General features: G+C 64.9%; 9 protein-coding genes and 2 rRNA genes. 5 read left to right on the top strand and 6 right to left on the bottom strand.

Annotated features, from left to right (window positions below):
* The 5 genes from F2P46_RS34355 to F2P46_RS34335 form a co-directional block, all read right to left on the bottom strand.
* Nucleotides 1-76: ribosomal RNA gene (locus F2P46_RS34355) — 16S ribosomal RNA — on the bottom strand; the annotation flags it as partial.
* A 464-nt stretch (nt 77-540) separates the two neighbouring features.
* A complete protein-coding gene (locus F2P46_RS34350) occupies nt 541-2,187 on the bottom strand; it encodes a carbamoyltransferase C-terminal domain-containing protein (RefSeq protein WP_229509576.1) in 1,647 nt (548 codons plus the stop codon).
* A 266-nt stretch (nt 2,188-2,453) separates the two neighbouring features.
* Nucleotides 2,454-3,629, bottom strand: coding sequence for a serine hydrolase (locus F2P46_RS34345; protein WP_208296896.1), 1,176 nt, complete (start codon nt 3,627-3,629; stop codon nt 2,454-2,456).
* Between the two features lie 184 nt (nt 3,630-3,813).
* Nucleotides 3,814-5,226: a hypothetical protein gene (locus F2P46_RS34340; RefSeq protein ID WP_166898818.1), complete on the bottom strand. Its 1,413-nt coding sequence runs from the start codon at nt 5,224-5,226 to the stop codon at nt 3,814-3,816.
* Between the two features lie 2 nt (nt 5,227-5,228).
* A complete protein-coding gene (locus F2P46_RS34335; RefSeq protein WP_166898816.1) occupies nt 5,229-6,491 on the bottom strand; it encodes an SPFH domain-containing protein in 1,263 nt (420 codons plus the stop codon).
* 216 nt (nt 6,492-6,707) lie between these two features.
* Here F2P46_RS34335 and F2P46_RS34330 point away from each other — a divergent pair, with 216 nt between their 5' ends.
* From F2P46_RS34330 to F2P46_RS34310, 5 genes are all read left to right on the top strand, one after another.
* Complete coding sequence (locus F2P46_RS34330) at nt 6,708-7,388, top strand: response regulator transcription factor (RefSeq protein ID WP_166898814.1); 681 nt, start codon at nt 6,708-6,710, stop codon at nt 7,386-7,388.
* Complete coding sequence (locus F2P46_RS34325; RefSeq protein WP_166898813.1) at nt 7,389-9,482, top strand: sensor histidine kinase KdpD; 2,094 nt, start codon at nt 7,389-7,391, stop codon at nt 9,480-9,482.
* Between the two features lie 74 nt (nt 9,483-9,556).
* A complete protein-coding gene (locus F2P46_RS34320) occupies nt 9,557-12,685 on the top strand; it encodes a hypothetical protein (RefSeq protein ID WP_166898811.1) in 3,129 nt (1,042 codons plus the stop codon).
* Nucleotides 12,682-14,337: an SWIM zinc finger family protein gene (locus tag F2P46_RS34315; RefSeq protein WP_166898810.1), complete on the top strand. Its 1,656-nt coding sequence runs from the start codon at nt 12,682-12,684 to the stop codon at nt 14,335-14,337. Before F2P46_RS34320 ends, F2P46_RS34315 begins: the two co-directional genes overlap by 4 nt.
* A 363-nt stretch (nt 14,338-14,700) precedes the next feature.
* Nucleotides 14,701-16,614 (top strand): reverse transcriptase family protein, encoded by a 1,914-nt coding sequence (locus tag F2P46_RS34310; RefSeq protein WP_166898808.1) that lies wholly within the window; start codon nt 14,701-14,703, stop codon nt 16,612-16,614.
* Nucleotides 16,615-16,733: 119 nt separating this feature from the next.
* Here the strand turns inward: F2P46_RS34310 and rrf are convergent.
* Nucleotides 16,734-16,846, bottom strand: a 5S ribosomal RNA gene (rrf, locus tag F2P46_RS34305).
* Nucleotides 16,847-16,849: the final 3 nt, after the last annotated feature.

Raw genomic sequence — 16,849 nt, 5'->3', positions numbered from 1 at the left:
CGCGCTGCCGTTCGACTTGCATGTGTAAGGCATGCCGCCAGCGTTCAATCTGAGCCAGGATCAAACTCTTCAGTTCAATCTCTGTTTAATGTCCTTGCGGACAGATCGCTCACTCAAAATACTGACAGGCCACTTCTTGCGAAGCGCCTATACTTCTTTTTTGTGAACATTTGATAATTTAAGTATTCAACGTCGCTTACGCTTCGTTGGCACCTTCATCAAACGCCCACACTTATCGACTGTTAATTGTTAAAGAACTTGTTCTGTACTACCTTCTGCCGTTTGCTACGAAGCGTTGTGTTCGTTGCAGCAGAGAGATGAGATTATGCGGCGTTTTGCGTTTTTCGTCAACCTCTTTTTTACCACATCGCCTCGTTCGAGACGGCCTTAACAACCCGCCAACTACTTGATTTCGTTAACGTTTTCTTCGGGGAGGCGAACTATAGCAAACCCTCTGCCGGCTTGGCAAGAGGGTTTTATGCGACCGCTGGCGGGCACACATTTTCGCAACGTAACGCCCTCTTCTGGCGCGCCATCAGTTTACATGCGCTGCCCCAACGCATCTCTGCCCAGCAGTCCGTACCCATCTCGTTTTAGCAGCAAGAAGGGCGGCATTGCCAATGCATCGATCGGCGTCCGGCGGAACGTCTCGACCGCTTCCGCCGGCGTTTCGACGATCGGTTCTTCCCTGCGGTTGAACGATGTATTGAGCAGCACCGGCACGCCGGTACGCGCTTCGAACGCGTGCAGCAAGGCGCGCAAAAAGGGATCGTCGTGCGGCCCCACCGTCTGCAGGCGCGCAGTACAGTCGACATGCGTCACCGCCGGAATGAGGCGCACCGCCCGCTCGCGCACGGGCGCGGCGTACTGCATGAACGGCACCGGCCGGCACACGTCGAAAAAATCTTCCGCCCGTTCAAGCAGGACCATCGGCGCCAGCGGACGAAACCATTCGCGCTGCTTGATGCGGGCATTGATATCGTCGCGCATCGCACCAACGCGCGGGTCGCCCAGAATGCTGCGGTGCCCAAGCGCACGCGGACCAAATTCGCTGCGGCCCTGGTACAGCGCCACCACGCGCGCTTCGCACAGCAGGTCGACCATGCGTGCGCACATGGCGGCAGGATCGTCAAGGCGCTCGATCAGCAAGTCCGCGCAACTCTGCGCGGCGGCCTCGATCTGGCCAGCCAGCGGCTCCGGTCCCATGTAATCGCTGGTCCAGCGGAAATCGCAGGATTGCCCGCCCAGCTCGGCCAAGCCGTACAAGGCGCAGCCGATAGACGTGCCCGCGTCGCCCGGCGCCGGTGGAATGAACACGCGGCGAAACGGGGTTTCGCGCAACAGGCGCTCGTTGACGGAGCAGTTCAGCCCGGTGCCGCCGGCAAAGCACAGCGCGCGCGCGCCAGTCTGCGCATGCAGCCAGCGCGCCACCTCCAGCAACGCCTCTTCGAACGCCCGTTGCCCCGCGGCGGCCAAATTGGCAATATCGGCAAAGCGCGCATCATCCGCCCCGCCGTAGCGAAAGCGGCCACGCTCGGCAAACAGCTCGCGCCAGCGCTGGGGAATCGTTACCTGGCCGTCACGCACGTCGAGCGGCGGCAAGCGCAGCGCCCTCGCCTTGCCATGCGGCGCCAGGCCCATGACCTTGCCCTCGTTGCCCTCGCCCGGAAACATTGTCTGGGTCAGCAGGAAATAGAACATGCCCAGCCCCACCGGCTGCAGTTCGTCGCGATTCCACAGCTGCTTGCCGATACACGCCACCCGCTGGCGGTCGGCGCGGTAGAACGACGCCACCTCGCACCAGTCACCCGGCACGTCGGCCGCACCCGCCCAGGTTTCGGTCAAGTCGGCCACGCGGCTGCCCTGGCCATCAATGATCATCACGGCGGCATCATCGAAAGGCGATGGATGGAACGCACTGTATACATGCGCGAGGTGATGCGAGATGCGCGCGCGCCGGCAGCCGGGTGCCAGCGCCAGCGTGTCGGCCAGTTCGTGCTCATACTCGGCCACCCGGGCGAACTCGGCATCGCACGAGTAGCATTCGACCAATATATCGATCGGCGCGTCGAGCCCGGGCAGGCGCGGTGCGTAGATCTTGCGGACATCGTCCAGCCGCCCCCAGTGATGCTTGTGCCGCGTCAGGCGTTCTTTTTGAATCGCCCAGGCCAGCTCGGACCCGTGCATCAAGCAAATACTTGCGTCCTGCGTCCGGTTAATGCCAAGAACCACAGGCGCACCGCCGCCCCCGCCTTGTGTTACTGACTGCTTCCACATGATGCCGCCTCCGCTCCAAAAGTGTGTTCACTTAGTTGGAGCGGCCGGCGGCATGTAAGTTCAACATCGATTCAAACGCAAACGCAGGACCTGGCGTTTCGATGCAGGTTCTTGCCAGCGGTAGAAGCCGCTGAACGCATCAGGCCGGTCCGCAGTCTGTTCCGCAGCAAAGTTTTTCACCGCGCCAGTTTCGCACCGATAAAAAGATCCTCGATGATTGAGGCTCGGAATGCGCTTGTTTCTTCCGTGCCGTCGATATTCATCAACACGGCCACGGCTTGGCTGTGATCCTCCGTCAGGGCGACCATGTTTGAAGCGCCATTGTCGGTGCCGGTATGGCCAACGACCTTTCGATTCTTTGTTTCCTCATCAGTCCAGCCCAGCCCTTGGTAGGGGTATATCTTTCGATCCACTTGCCGGCGCAACATCTCACGCACCGCATTCGGAGACAAAATGGCATTCCTGACCTGTTGCTGCTCCAACATTGCGTGGAGCGATTTTGCCAGGTCGCTCACTGAGCAACGCAGCATGCCGGCAGGCACGTCCGGGTAGCCGTCTTGCGGCAGTTCCACGAACTCATCGTTCTCAAACCTGTAGGGCTTGGCAAGAACGTCCGCTGCAAATTCCTTGAGGTACCAATGCGCGTTGGTAATACGAAGGGGGGAGAGGATGTTGCCTTCCACATAGGAAGAAAAGCTCTGCTTACTGACAGCCTCGACCACATAGCCGGCCAAGGCCGCACCAACGTTGCTGTAATCCCATTTTACGCCGGGGCCGGACTTGAGGAAGGAGGTGTCGGGTGAGTAGGCGCGGCCACCTTTCACGAGATATTCCTTGAGGAAGCTCGACAGACTTTGGGTTGGATCGCCTTCGCCCGAAAAATCCCCATGCCCCTCGTCCGATATGCTGGACGTGTGGGTAATCAAATGGTGGGGCGTGATCGCCACACGTGGATGATTGGGGTTTCTGACGGGAAAGTCGATGAACTCGTTAATATCGTCGTGCAAATCATACCCGCGGCGCTCGAACAATTGCACCAGAGCCGATGCGGTAAACAATTTGCTGACCGAGGCGAGGTGCATGGGCGTCTGAACCGTCATCTTTCGCTGCTTTTGGAGATCGGCGAAGCCGAACGATGCCGCGTACCGCACAGCTTTGCTTTCCGACGTGATGGCAAATGACGCACCGACCACCTTGGCAGCCTTCATGCGTGCGGGAACTCCTGCCTCGAAATCCCGTCGCCATTTCTCAAACGAGCCACTTTTTTCTTCAGTCGCCAAGCCAAGGGATGCCTGAGGCACCAACACGCCGGCCAATCCCATCTTGATCAATGACCGCCTGGTTAACAACATGATTAGTCTCCTTTGTGAGCGCTGCGCATGGATGGCCTGACGCGGTCAAATTCTAATCCCTGCGGTCACGCTGTGGCGATGTTTTTCTCCAGCGTGTCAAGACAAGTGGAAGACGCACGATCCCCTCTCTTGCGAAGGTGGTCGCCCCGGTGATGCTTGCCGACTATCCAGGTTGACGATCCATTTAACGCAGGCTCAGGGTCTGGCGCTTCCAGGCAGGATCTTGCCAGCGGTAGAAGCCGCTGAGCGCATCAGGCCGGTCCGCCGTCTTGTCCACCGCCAGCGTCTCGATATCGACAATCTCGAATGCGCGCTTGATGCGCCCCTCGATCCGCGCCTCGCGCGCCACCAGCACCTTGGCCGATCCCGGCACCCAGCCGGCGAACTCGGCGTACCCCAGGGTCGGTTCGATCGGCGCCGGTGGCAGCACATCGACGCGCCAACCGCCCGCGCCGCGATGGAACAGCCACAGTTCGCGCCAGCCGTCGAGCGGCTGCACCGCCAGCGCCAGCGCACTGGCCTGCGTATTGGCGCGCGCCGACGCATTCCACACGATGCCATACGTGCAGCGCGAAGCCAGCGGCGTACGCGCGTCGTGCTGCGCGTCGACCAGCAGCACGCAGGTTTCGCCCGGCTGGCCGGGCCGCGTGAGCACATTCAGGCCGGCCGGCGCGGCCACGGGCAGCTCCGCCGCCCAGCGCACGCTGCTCGCGCGCACCGCCGCTTCGGCGTAAGCGCTGCGATCCTCCTCCGCCAGCTCCGTCTTGTTCACGCTGGCCAGTTCCACAATCGCGCGGTTGGCAGCACCGGTCGGCGACGCATTCTTGCGCGCCAGCTCAAAGGCGATCGACGACCAGACTGCCGCGCGCCGCGTGTACACACGGTTGCGCACATGCTCTGGCAGGTCTTTCACATCCACCTTGTCGAGCACCTCGGCGCGCCACTGGTCGAAGGCGTTACGCTGCGCCACCTTCAGCGCCGGGTCGACGCACTCGTCGCGCGTGAGCCCCAGCGCCGCCGTGGCGCGCTGGGTCGGGGTGGACGCCATCGCCAGCACGCGCCGGAACGCCTCGCCGTCGTAGCACAGCACAATCGCGCCTTCGCGCTCGTAGCTGCGAATGACCACGCCGTAGTTGGCCACCACTTCCAGGTGCGCCGCCACAACCGCTTCGCTGCGCTTGTCCAGCCGCGAGGAGGCACGCCGCGCCAGCCGCTCGGCCATGCTGCCGAGCGCATCGAACACCTCGGCGTCGATGGCGATGGCCGGTGCGGCCTTCAGGAAAGCGGCCGCGTAGCCGATGCCCAGCGCCTCCGCGCCCGGCGTGTCGCGCACGAAGCGCACCACGGCCTTGAGTTCGGGCGCCGCCGCAGGGGTCAGGTCGAGCTGGCGCACGTGCGCCATGCGCACGTAGCCGGCCCGTTCGCGCCGGTGATCGTACACCTGCAGGTAATCCATTTTGGCGCCGCGGATTTCCAGGCTGTCACCCTGCCACAGCACGGCCTGGGAAGGGGCCGAATCGCGCGGCGCGGCGCGCAGTTGCATCTCGTCGCGCGTAACGATGGCGATCGCCGCTGCGGCGGTAAGGGTAGCGAGCATGCTTATTGTTCCCCGGTTGCGGTGTCGGCTTCAGGCGCGCTTGCCACGGCCGCCGGCGCTGGCGCGTTCTTGCCCTGCCCCAGCAGCGCGGCGCCGATAAACCCGCCGTCGGTCGGCGGCGCGGCGATGATCACCGAGACCTTGTCGGACAATTTGTCGGCCATGGTCTTCTGGATCAGCAGCGGGTGGCGCGAGATCACGGCGCCGTCGCGTTCCATCTGCGCGGTGCTGACCTTGCCGACCACTTCCTGCCGGTACGCTTCGGCGTCGGCCAGCTTGCGGCGCGAATCGGCTTCGCCGGTCGCTTCGATCACGCGGGCCTGGGCCGCGCCTTCGGATGTCTTGATGCGCGAGGTTTTCTCGGCTTCCGCTTCCAGCCTGCGCTGCTCGATCTGCTTCTGCTTGAACGGCAGTACGTGCGCCATGGCCTGCTCCTGCGCCTTGGCCGCGATGATTTGCTCGTTACCGGCCGCTTCGGCCGCCTTTTCGCGCTTGATCTTGTCGGCGTCGGCTTCGAGCGAGGTCTGCTTGACCTGTTTTTCCTTCAGTTCGAGCGTGTAGCGCATCTTCTCGGTCTGCAGTTCTTCGGCCAGCAGCGTTTCCATCCCGGCCATGTACTCGCGCGGCAGCGTGATTTTTCCGATCGTGACGTGGCGCAGCAAGATGCCGTCGGCGGCCAGCTTGGGTTTGAGTTCGGCCTCGATCGCTTGCTGGATCTCGGCGCGCTTGCTCGAAAAAATCTCGCGCACGGTGTAGCGCGTAACGACTTTGTAGATCACGCCCTGCACCGCAGGGTCGATCACGGCCGTGCGGATATCGTCCGGCAGGGTTTGCGCCACCGCCACCAGCTTGGCCGGATCGATCGCGTAGCGCACGCTCAGGTCCACGCCCAGCGCCAGCCCTTCGACCGACTGGTAAGGCTGTTCGCCGCTGCCGGCCGCCTTGTAGATCTGGTCGAGCGCCGGCAACTGGCGCAGTTCATGCACGCCGGGTATCAGCACCACGCTGCCGTCGCGCACCACGCTCGCCGCGCCGCTCAACTGGTTGATGCGGATGCCCACGTTGCCGCGCTCGATCTTCGCCACCGGCGGATGCTTGACCAGCAGGTAGCCGGCGCCGCCGAGGGCGCACAGCGCCAGCACGCTGCGCAGGCCTGGACGCGGCACCGCGCGCGCGCCGGAACGCGCCACCACGCCGGCGCCCGCCGCCCCCTTCGCCAGCGCCGCACGTACCGCCAACACCACCTTCTTGATCCGATCGGACATTTGCCTCACCTTTTCAGTTTTCCGGTCCTGCACCCGCATGACCCTGAGGCGTATCGTGCCCGTCATGGCATGGAAGTATCAATCCCCCCGCCGGGCCAGATCCCTCACCGCGCGGAGCTTTGGCCTCGCCGCGTGAGGAAAAGCTCACAGGCCGCATATGACTTTTCGGTCAAAAGCGGGGATACTGGCACCCTTACCAAACAGCAGGAGCAACACATGCCCAAAGTGGCCGTCATCGAGGATGACCTCCCGACCAGTAACCAGCTGCGCAGCTGGATCGAGGCGGCCAAACCGGGCATCGTCGTCGACCAGTGGTTCAGCCGCGACGAGGCCGAGGCGGCGATTGCGCGCGAGCGCTACGACCTGGTGGTGCTCGACATCGAACTGGGACGCGAGCGCCATGCGGGCGTGGCCATCATCAACGCCATCAACAAGAAGCACGCGACCCCGGTGCTGGTGGTGTCGGCCATGCCGGCCACGATCTATCGCAGCATCATGAAGGCGCTCGACGCCTGGGACTACCTGCAAAAGGCCACCTTCGAGGAGGCCGACTTCACCGACACCTTCCTCGAGATCCTGCGCGCGGTCAAAGAGCGCGACAAGCCGGCCCTGGACGCCGACGAACTGGCCATGGATCCGCTGCGCCAGCGCTCGCCCACCTGGCGCGGCCAGCGCATCAACCTGCCGCTAACGGCGCAGCGCATCCTGGCGGCCCTGTTCGCGCGGCGTGGCCAGGTGGTGTCGTACGAGGAGTTGTACGAGGTGGTCAAGAGTGGCCGCAACCGCGACAACATCCGCAAGCACGTGAGCACCATCCGCGATGCTTTCCGCGAGATCGACCCGACCTTCGAATGCATCGAGAACGTGCCGATGCGCGGTTTTCGCTGGGCCGACTGAATGACGCAGCGCCGGCGCTGGTTCGTGCCCTACCGCCTGCGCATCCTGCTGCGCGCGGCCTTTTTGCTACTGGCGCTGGCGACCCTGGGCCTGGCCGTCTCGGTCCTGCAGCAGGAAAAGCAGCTCAGTTACAGCAATTACCAGGCCAGCTTTCGCAAGACCGGGGAGCAGATCAGCGCCACCCTGCGCCATCCGGCCGGACAGCTTGCGCTGCTCAATCCACCGTTGGCCGGGGCCACGGCCCCGGGCCTGCGCCCGCTGCTGCTGCCGTTTCCCGCGCTCGACTTCGACGACCAGCAAAAGGTGCAGCAAGCGGTGGCCATGTCGGGCTGCATGCGCCAGTTCGGCCCCAGCGCCAACCTGTGCGCGGCGATCGGCAACAACCCCTGGGCCGGGGGCTTCATCTATGTGGCCGGCAGCGTCGACCTGGCGCGCCTGGTCTCGCACCGCAGCGGCGACGAAGTCCTGAACCAGTCGCACCGGGTGCGCGTGAGCGTGTCGCTGCGCGGGCATACCTACCAGTGGATCGCCCCATTCGAGGAAGAACCGCGCCAGCCGAGCGGCCCGTACGCGCCCCTGCGCGGCCGGCTGACCGGCTTTAACGCGGCCGACGAAGGCCGCAAGCACACCCGCCCCGTGAAAGACTTCCGCGGCTGGATATGGCAAAACGCGCAGTGCAACGAGCCGGCCGCCGGCGCCGATCCGGCCACCTGCCTGCGCCATGCCTTCTTTTCGGTGCGCCTGCCGGTCAGCGTGCTGCAGGAAGACCTGTTCGGGAGCGACAGGACCAGCGAACGCAAGGCCTGGCCGCCGCCTGACCTGGACAAGATCCGCGTCAGCGTGGTGGTGCTCGCCCCCGGCGCAGGCGCGGTGGTGCTCGACAGCGACAAAACCAGTGCGGCGGACGGATTCTCGCTGGCCAACCTGGCGCCCATGCTGCTGCCGGGCGAAACGCTGCGCATCGAGAAGGTCGGCGCCGCCGCCGGTGCGGCGCCCCTGGTCAAGCTGGCCGGCGCCAGCGGCGCCGGGGACGCGTCGCAGCACTTCCTCACGGCCCTGATCCGGCGCCTGCCGGTCGACATCTACGACACGCCGCTGGCCGCCACCCACCGGATCGCCACGCCGCTGGGCAGCTACGACGTGGTCTTGGCCGGCGACGTGCGCAGCGTCAGCCAGAGCCTGGGCGTGGTAGCCAGCCGCATGGCCTGGTTTGTCGGCGCGATGCTGCTGGCGCTGATGCTGGCGTGGCTGGTGATCGAAATCGGCATCATCAGCCGCATCAAGGAACTGATCGAGCGCGCCGATTCGGTGGCGCGCACCGTCAAGGAGCGTAGCGATGCGTCGCAGCCGGACCTGTCCGACCTGCGCGGCGACGATGAACTGGGCGTGCTGGCCAGCTGCCTGCACGACCTGCTGCGCCGCGTGCGCGAAGATGTCGAGCGCGAAGCCATCCGCACCGAGCAGGAACGCGACATGTGGCACGCGGTCGGCCACGAGATCATGTCGCCGCTGCAGTCGCTCATGGCGCTGCACGGCACCGACGGCAACCAGAGCGCGCGCTATGTGCTGCGCATGCAGCAGGCGATCCGCGTGCTGTACGGACGCGCCTCGCCCAGCGAAGCATTCCAGTCGACCGTGCTGCAGGTGACCGAAGTCGACCTGACCGCGTTTTTGCGCAACGTGGCCGCCAACGCACCGTGCGCGGGCATCACCGACGTGGTCTTCCACGGCGCGCCGCAGGCGGTGCTGGTGCGGGCCGACGAATATTCGCTGGAAGACGTGGTCACCCATGTGCTGGTGAACGCACAGCGCTACCGCCTGCCCGGCACCAGCATCGACATCACGCTCGAGGCCAGCGAAACGAGTGCCGGCGTGACCATCGCCAACCGCGGCCCGAGCATCGCCGACGATGTCATCGGCAGCATTTTCGAATACGGCGTGTCGGACCAGGAAGAAGCCGGGGCGCACGGCAACCGCGGCCAGGGCCTGTTCGTGGCCAGGACCTACATGGCCAAGATGGGCGGCACCATCGTCGCCAGGAACCTCGGCGACGGTGTCGCCTTCGTGCTCACGCTGCAGCGCGGCGCCGCCTAGAATTTGATTGCCTGATTTACAAGCAGTTCTGCTCCGGGTTACTATTCATCTCTATTCAATCATGGGCAGACGCGGTGAGACTGATTCGTACAACCCGCCTGGTACGCAGGCAAAAACACAGTGCAGTCCAGTGCGAAATCGACCTGTGCGAACTGCCCGATGGCGCTGCGCGCTATCTCGTGAACGTGCGCCAGGGCCGCAGCGGCGACGACTGGCGCGAGCGCACGCGCACCGCGCAGCCGGTCGACCTGGCCACGGCGGAGCAGCTCTTTGCCCAAGTGCTGGCCGAACGCCAGGCGCAGGGTTTCACCGATGCGGCGGCGGCGGCGCCCGCGCAAGCGGACGACATCGCGCCAGCCGCAGCGATTGACCCCGCACGGCACGCGGCCGACGCCGTGCTGCTTGGACGGCTCGACCCGGGCCTCTGGCGACGCCTGAAAGACGGGCAGCGCACGCGCACCGTATGGCGCATCGGCGAGCGCCGCCTGGCCGCCGTGGTGCCGCTGATGGTCAGCCTGATCGGGCGCGGCACCACGGCGCTCGACTACTGCCTGGCCTGGGCCATTGGCCGCTGCGGCGACGCCGGCGCATCTCAGGCCATGCTCGAACTGTCCACGCGCGGCAGCTCGGACGCGGTCTGCCGCATCGCCAGGCAGGCGTGGCTGCAACTGGCCGATGAAGCGGAACTGCGCCAGCACGCCGATCAACTGACCGCCGCCTGGCCCGCGCCCCTGCGCGGCGCCTGGGTCGCGCGCGACCAGCAAGCCATTACGCAGCTGTGCGCGCAATCGGATCAATGGAGCACCTTGTCGCTGTCGGACTGGCTCGAACAGCTCGACCAGGTGGCGTTGGCCGATCCGCTGGCGCGCGGCATCCTGCTGGCGCAATTGCGCCAGCTGCCCCTGCGCGCGGGGACGTTCCGGGCGGTGCGGCATATTTACAAGGCCGCCGAAATGCGCGAGGACGGCGAGCTGTTTGGCCTGATCCAGCAGCGTTTCGACACTACGCCGGCCCAAACGTCGAGCACCTATGTCCGCGTCGACCGCAAATGGATGGCGTACGCCGAGATGGCGGCGCGCCCCGACAGCACCGTGGCCTACAGCACGCGCACACGCGACTACCTGCGGCTGCGCGGCTGGCGCAAGCTGCGCCGCCTGGCCCAGTATGGCGAGCCGGCCTACGTGAGCATGGCCACCGGCGCGCTGCTGGCCATGGACGACGCCGACGCCGGCCAGCCCTACACCCGCGACGGCCGCTATTACTGGCTCGATGGGCGCTATCAACAGCACGGCAACCGCAGCTACGACGCCTACAGCCACTGGACCATGTTCAACCGCATGCTGCGCAGCGAAGGCGCATGGACCGGCAACCGCAGCGGGCGCAGTTGGTTCCAGGTCGGCCCGATCGTGCCGGCCAGCGGGCGCGAAGAAGCCTTTCCCGCGCTATGGGATGCGCGCCCCGGCGCCTTGCTGTTCCTGATGCAGCGCAGCCGTTGCGAGGGCGTGCACGCATTTGCCGCGCGCGCGCTGGCCGACAACACCGCCTTCTGTGCCCAGCTCTCGCTCGACCAACTCGGTACGCTGTTGCGCAGTCCTTACAGCGACACCGCGCGCTTCGCCTTTGCCTTGTGCCGCCAGCGCTTCTCCGACGGCGTGCCCGATACCCGCTGGCTGCTGCTGTTGCTGCAATCGAGCCTGCCGGAGGCACGCACGTTCGCGCTGGAGTGCATCAGCCGCGCACCCGATCACTACTGCGCCGACGCGCTGCTGGTGGCCACCCTGGCCTGCTCGCCCGACGAAACGGTGCGTCGCCATGGCCGCATGCTGTGCCAGTGCGCGCTGGCCCTGCCCGGCCAAGCCGACGTCATCGTCCTGCTGCTGCTCGACTGGATGGACAACTGCGGCGACCTCGATCAGGCCGAAACGGTGGTTCCCGAGATCGCCGCCGACCTGGTGTGGCTGCTCGATCACCCGCTGCGCGCGGCCGCCGCTGTGGCGCCGTACGCGCGCCTGCTTGCCCTGCTCGGGCATCGGCTGGCGAGCGTGCGCATCGCCGCCGGCGAATGGCTGTTGCGGCATGCCGAGCCGGCGGGCGCGATTCCCCCTGAGACCCTGGCGGCGCTGCTGCAAGAGAACGACGCCGGCGTGCGCGCGATCGGCATCAAACTATTCAGTGCACTGCCGGAGCACATGCTGGCCGGCCAGGCCTTGCTGTTCGCCGTGTTCTGCACCCATCCGGACGCCGGCGTGCGGCGCGGCATCGACAGCGCCCTGCAGCGCATCGCCCCCCTTGACGCGGTGTTCCGCGCCACCCTGCTGCCGCTGCTGCTCGACACCCTGTTCCATACCGAGTCGGCCGAGGGCGTGCACGCGGACCTGATCGCATGGATCCTGGGGCCACTCAACTCCGGCGCGGACCATCTCGACCGCGCGCTGCTGGTGCGCCTTTTGTCGGCGCGCAGCAAAGGCGCGCAACTGCTCGGGGCGCAGATGCTGCCGCGTTTTTCGAATACCGAGTTCAGCGTGGCCGACTGGACGCAGTTCGGACGCAACGAAAACGCCAGCGTGCGGCGCTGGGCCTGCGCCGCCTTTACCGAACACGCGACCCGGGCGCGCACCCAGATGGAAGCGGCGCTGCGCCTGCTCGACAGCACCTGGGACGATACCCGCGCCTTTGCGCGCGAGTTCTTCAGCAAGCAATGCGCCAGCGAAGACTGGACGCCGTCCCTGCTGGTGAGCCTGTGCGACCACCTCGACCCCGAGGTGCAGCGCTTCGGACGCACCATGCTCATGACCCACTTCGACGTCGCCGACGTCACCGAATACATGCTCAAACTTAGCCAGCATCCGTCCGCCAACATGCAGCTGTTCGTGAGCAGTTGGCTCGCCAGCGCAAGCGCCGGCGACCTGTCGAAGCTGGAACGCCTAGAACCGTACTTTTTGAACGTGCTGTCGCAGGTCAACCGCGGGCGCGTGGTGAAGAACCGCGTGCTTGATTTCCTGCGCGCGCAGGCGCAAGCGTCGGAGGCGATCGCCGCCTTCGTGGCCCGATTGTTCGCGCGTCAGGTGCTCACTGTCGCCATCACCGACAAGGCGCAGTACATCGAGGGCTTACGCGCGATCCAGGAACGCTTCCCGGCACTGCCGGCGTTGATGACGATCGAGCCGCCGCGCGCGCACGCGAACCCGCGGGGACCACAATGAAATTCGAATACCGCTACTACGGCGCCAGCACCGTCAGCAACAGCGCATCAAGCACCGAGATGCGTTTCGCGCCCGACACCTTGCGGGCGCCGACCCATTTCGTGGCCCAGCTGAACAAGCACATTCCCTTCCGCGAGGCCATCTCCGCGCTGCACGACGTGGTGGTGGCCGACCAGCGTTACCAGCCGCCCGACAAGACCGCGTACCTGGCGTGGCGCGCGCAGAACGAAGACCCGGCGCTGGCCGAACTGATCGACCGCAACGCGGATCTGCGCGCACGCATGGCGCCCTTGACCGAAGAACTCAAGGAACTGCGGGCGAAAAAGAGCCTTATCCTCAAGCCCTTCGCCGCCGCCCAGTCGAAATACTTCGACTATATATACAAGGCCAATTTCGACGCCTGGGTAGTGCTTGATCCGGTCATCACAGTACACCCGGACCGGGTGTTCTTCGAGTGCTTCAGCCGCGACGAGTCGAGCTATGCCTCGCTCAGTTGCAGCCACGAGGTATTCGACCGCGTGGGCGACTTCGCCTGCGGCACCACCAATGTCGACTACTCGGAAGGACTGTACGGCGAGTTCCAGAAAATCCGCGACTACAAGACAACGCGGCTGGCGATCGATCCGAGCGGCTTCCAGGTCGCCACCGCGGGCGATCCATCGTTCAAGGAAGAGAAGATCGACGTGCCGGAAACCTGGGTGCGTGGTTTTCTGCAGGTGAGCAGCGCGATGAACCTGCCGGCGCGCAGGCTCGATCTGCATCCGATGGATGTGCACAATTTCTGCCACCTCCTGCGCCGCAAGAAGGAGCGCGTCGGTCCGCGATCGATCCGTTTCATCCTCAAGCCAGGGGAGCCGATCCGCGCCCTGTTCGAGCCCTGGAACGATGAACTGGTGTGCCGCCGCTCGATCTACCAGGGCAATGCGGCCGAAGAAATCCGCATCTGGGGGCGGCGCCGCCTGATGCTGCTCGAACGCCTGATCCCGGTGGCGCACAGCTTTACCGTGCACCTGATGGGCAGCGGCATGCCGAGCTTCTGGATCGCCAACCTGCCCGACATGCAGCTCACGCTCGGCCTGTCCGGCTGGACCGCCAACGACTGGGCGCGGGCCGGCCAGTTCGACCTGCTGGCGCCGCGCGGCGAGGTCGATGACGACAGCAAGTCGCGCATTTTCGCGGCGCTGGAGCAGCGCTGGTTCGCCAGCGCTGACCAGCTGGCGGTCGATACCGGCCTGGCGCGCTCGATGGTGGAAAGCGCACTGACCATGTACACCCAGGCCGGGCGCGTGATTTACGACCTGACGCAAGGCGTGTACCGCCTGCGCGAGTTGTCGCGCGAGCCTTTGCCGCTGGACGTACTGCGCTTTGCCAGCGCGCTGGAAGAAAAGGCGGCGACCCTGCTGGCGGTACAAAGCCTGAGCGAACAGGCCAGCGAAGCGCTGCCCGAGGGCGGCCTGCGCCTGCGCGCGCGCAGCAAGGAAAACGGTCGACCGTACCAGGTCATGCTGCGGCTCGACGCCGACCGGCGCATCGTCGATGGCAGTTGCGAGTGCAATCACTACACCCAGAACCGCATGTACAAGGGGCCGTGCGTGCACATGCTCGTGCTGCGCATGGACCAGGCCCGGCGCGACGCCGCGCTTGACGCTTAACGCGATGGACGCACTTTTACTAAACCACGGATTCAAACCAATGCTTGAGGAGCCCGGAATTCACCTGTTATACTCGCATCAACAAGCACGGCGGGATGGCTCTTGCAAACCGGACGGCGGATCGCCGTCCACGTTGTCAGCTCTTCCCACGCGTCACTGGCACGCTCTTCACTGTGCCGTACCATCACCAGTAGCGCGACACGGTTTGGCTTCCCTGAAGCCGATCAGCGCTACTGGTGCGGTACGGCGTCGAGTGGAGCGCTCCAGTCCTGCAGGCCCTTCGATGATTGTCCCGCCGTGCTTGTGTAGTTTGCGTTTTCCCGACAGTGTTTTCCGTGGTGCTCTTCGCGAGACCAGGACACGATGACTTCCCCTACTCCCTCTCCCTCCGAACTGACGCGCGCGCAGTTGTACGAGCGCATACGCGGCAGCTCCAAAGAAGAAGTGGTGCTGACCGAGATGCAGCGCCTGGGCTTCTGGCCGGCCGACAGCGGCCAGCCATCGGTCGAAGCTGACCTGATCCGGCGCGAAACGGAACTCACGCAAGCCTTGCAGAAGCTGGGCAGCGAGCTGCATCACCTGCAAAATCCGGAAGCGGCGTTGCGCATGCTGCGCAAGGAGCGCATGGCCAAGGCCAAGGCGCGGCGCGAGGAAACGCGCCAGAAGCGCGCGCTGGCACGCTTCGAAAAAGCCCAAGTGTGGCACCGGCGGCGCGAGCACGAGGTGCTGTATCTCGGCGCGGGTGTCTCGGGTGGCTTGAATCACGCCGAGAGCGACGCCGCCAAACTGGCCGGGCTGGCGATGCCGGTGCTGCACAAGGCGGAAGAACTGGCGCAGGCGATGGGGATCACCCTGTCCGAGCTGCGCTTTCTTGCGTTCGAACGGCGCGTTTCGCGCATCAGCCATTACCGGCGCTTTGCGATGCCCAAGAAAACCGGCGGCGAACGGATTATTTCGGCGCCGATGCCGCGCCTGAAACGCGCCCAGTACTGGGTGCTCGATAATGTGCTGGCGCGCGCGCCGCTGCACCAGGCGGCGCACGGCTTCGTGCCGGGCCGCTCGATTGTCAGCAACGCGGCGCCGCACGTCGGCCAGGCTGTCGTGATCAATCTGGACCTGAAGGATTTTTTCCCGTCGATCGGCATGCCGCGCATCAAAGGCGTGTTTGCGCAACTGGGCTACAGCGAACAGGTGGCCACTATCCTGGCGCTGTTGTCGACCGAAGCTGCGACCGATGAAGTAAGCATCGATGGCGAGACGTTTTTTGTGGCGCACGGTTCACGCGCGCTGCCGCAGGGAGCGCCGAGCAGCCCTGCGTTGACCAATATTTTGTGCAAACGGCTCGATGCGCGCCTGCAGGCATGCGCGGCCAAGCTGGGTTTTCGCTACACGCGCTATGCCGATGACCTGACGTTTTCGGGTGACGCCGAGGCGCGCAAGCTGGCCGGCAAACTGCTGTGGCGCGCCAAGCAGATCGTCATCGATGAAGGCTTTACCCCGCATCCCGACAAGCAGCATGTGATGCGCGATGCGCAGCGGCAGATGGTGACCGGAATCGTGGTCAATCAGAAGGCGTCGCTCGAACGCGAGACCTTGCGGCGTTTTCGCGCCACGCTGTTCCAGCTCGAGAAAGATGGACCGGAGGGCAAGCAGTGGAACGGCAATACCAACGTGATCGATGCGATGGAAGGGTATGCGCAGTTTATCCGGATGGTCGATCCGGCCAAGGGCATGCCGCTGCTGGTGCGCGTGCGCGCCGTGCGGGCGCGCTGGGGCACGGCCGGCGTCGAGATGAAACTGTCGCAGTCGAAGCGCAGCAGTGCGTTTCGGGCGCTGTCGGCCCAGGGCAAGGCGCCTTGGGATGGCTGGTGGCAGGCGACCGTGGCGTGCGCACCTGTGCTGGAGAAAACCGCCGCGCAGCTGGCCACCGAGAAGAAGTCGCGCAAAGCTGCCGAGGTGGCTGCCGCGCCCGTCGACTTGAAGAAGCCTGCCGGCGCGAATACCCGTGTGGCGCGTCCTGCGGCAAGTGCGCCACTGGTGATTGAAGCGCCTTCGGTCCAGGCTACTTCCAGCAAGCCGGCAGGCGATAACAGTCTGCACGTGGCGATCGCCGTGCAGGCGGCGCTGGTTCTTGTCTTTGCGCTGGCAACGCAGCGCGTGCTGCCATGTATTTGCATGGCCGTGATCGTGTTTCAGTCGGCGGTTTTCCGCAAACCGCGTTGGGGATGGTTTATCTTTATTGTGGTGGTGTGGAGCGCGATTGCGCTGAAGTGGTAATGAGGAAGCGCGCGGGCCAGTTGGCCTCGCGCGTGTGCAGCACATAGTTCGGATTTTTCCAACAAAAACGCGGACGAAAAAAAGCCCCACAATTCTGCGGGGCTTTCTTCTTATAACTAGCCTGACGATGACCTACTTTCACACTGGTTGCAGCACTATCATCGGCGTAAAATCGTTTCACGGTCCTGTTCGGGATGGGAAGGGGTGGTACCGATTTACTATGGTCATCAGGCAT

Origin of the sequence: Massilia sp. CCM 8734 (assembly GCF_011682155.1) — a bacterium.
Taxonomy (GTDB): domain Bacteria; phylum Pseudomonadota; class Gammaproteobacteria; order Burkholderiales; family Burkholderiaceae_D; genus Telluria_A; species Telluria_A rubra.
This window is presented reverse-complemented; position numbering and strand designations above follow the sequence as displayed.

Excerpts from the sequence above, each read along its gene's own strand:
- F2P46_RS34350 (WP_229509576.1), bottom strand. The coding sequence starts at position 2,187 with ATGCACGGGTCCGAGCTGGCCTGGGCGATTCAAAAAGAACGCCTGACG.
- F2P46_RS34330 (WP_166898814.1), top strand. The coding sequence starts at position 6,708 with ATGCCCAAAGTGGCCGTCATCGAGGATGACCTCCCGACCAGTAACCAG.
- F2P46_RS34325 (WP_166898813.1), top strand. The coding sequence starts at position 7,389 with ATGACGCAGCGCCGGCGCTGGTTCGTGCCCTACCGCCTGCGCATCCTG.
- F2P46_RS34345 (WP_208296896.1), bottom strand. The coding sequence starts at position 3,629 with ATGTTGTTAACCAGGCGGTCATTGATCAAGATGGGATTGGCCGGCGTG.
- F2P46_RS34340 (WP_166898818.1), bottom strand. The coding sequence starts at position 5,226 with ATGCTCGCTACCCTTACCGCCGCAGCGGCGATCGCCATCGTTACGCGC.
- F2P46_RS34315 (WP_166898810.1), top strand. The coding sequence starts at position 12,682 with ATGAAATTCGAATACCGCTACTACGGCGCCAGCACCGTCAGCAACAGC.
- F2P46_RS34310 (WP_166898808.1), top strand. The coding sequence starts at position 14,701 with ATGACTTCCCCTACTCCCTCTCCCTCCGAACTGACGCGCGCGCAGTTG.
- F2P46_RS34335 (WP_166898816.1), bottom strand. The coding sequence starts at position 6,491 with ATGTCCGATCGGATCAAGAAGGTGGTGTTGGCGGTACGTGCGGCGCTG.